Here is an 899-nt window from a genome sequence, read left to right as displayed (position 1 = left end):
GACCGCGACGAGGTCTGGTTTATCTGTAACCGGCATCTGCGAACCGTTGTTATGCGCCATGACTGCACGGCATTCCGTTTGCCGCTCTCTTCCCTGGACGAACGTTTCGTGATCGGTGAACTCCCGGTGTTACCCCTCAGGCTCAGCGATTAAACAGCATTCTGAGAAGAACCTTCAGGTGTTCTCTCTCGGCTTCATCGTTGGCACCGTCGAGGCGCCCTATCAGTTTCAGGCACAAGGCGGTGCGCGTGAGCCGCCGCTCCTGACGCAGGATTTCAACGGTGATGCGGCCCAGCAGCTCAATCTGGCAGGGGTGAGTGACCTGGCTGAAATAGCCGGTCAATCCGGCTTCTTTTTCCGGAGGTAGTCCGTCCTGTCGCATCAAATACCCGTGCGTAGTGAATGAGGTCGGGCGCAAAGTAACCGATGCACAGGCGCGTGTACAGCAGTAATCCTGCGGTGCTCTATCTTTTAAAAAGCCCCACCCATTATTGCAGACAATTCAGCGATATAAATTAACGCTCCGGTTATCAGGGAGGCTAAGTGAACAGAAAAGTAACGGCGGACGACAGCATGCCCATTACCCTGCCTGACACCAGCTTCAGCCAGGTGCTGAATCCGGAAGACACCAACCGGGCCGACACCCGCGCCTTTCTTGCCCGCGACGTGGAGTCTTTTACGCTGCCCGGGTTTGTGACGCCGTTCGGCTACACACTCTGGCAGAACAGAGCCGAGCGACAGTTCAGGCTGGTCACGCAGGAGCCCGAGCCGGAGACCGTGTATGCGGTGAGGCTGGAGGAAACCGAAGACTTCACCTCGCCGGAGCGCGCCTGCATACAGGTTATGGTATGGCGCACCCGCCAGCCTCAGCATGAGGGGGCGGTGCACGGCCTGGCGCG

The 899-nt window shown here is 58.3% G+C and carries 1 protein-coding gene and 1 pseudogene; one reads left to right on the top strand and one right to left on the bottom strand.

Annotated elements, in window-relative coordinates; genetic code table 11:
• Window positions 1-142 precede the first annotated feature (142 nt).
• Complete coding sequence (locus VH86_RS25400) at window positions 143-382, bottom strand: biofilm development regulator YmgB/AriR family protein (protein WP_072050644.1); 240 nt, start codon at window positions 380-382, stop codon at window positions 143-145.
• A gap of 161 nt (window positions 383-543) precedes the next feature.
• Here VH86_RS25400 and VH86_RS24480 point away from each other — a divergent pair.
• Window positions 544-899, top strand: a pseudogene (locus VH86_RS24480) (hypothetical protein); the annotation flags it as partial.

The sequence above is a fragment of the Pantoea sp. BL1 genome, from assembly GCF_000963985.1.
Classification (GTDB): Bacteria; Pseudomonadota; Gammaproteobacteria; order Enterobacterales; family Enterobacteriaceae; genus Pantoea; species Pantoea rwandensis_B.
This window is presented reverse-complemented; position numbering and strand designations above follow the sequence as displayed.

What these genes read in the sequence shown, in the direction of transcription:
- VH86_RS25400 (WP_072050644.1), bottom strand. Translation starts at nt 382, where the DNA reads ATGCGACAGGACGGACTACCTCCGGAAAAAGAAGCCGGATTGACCGGC.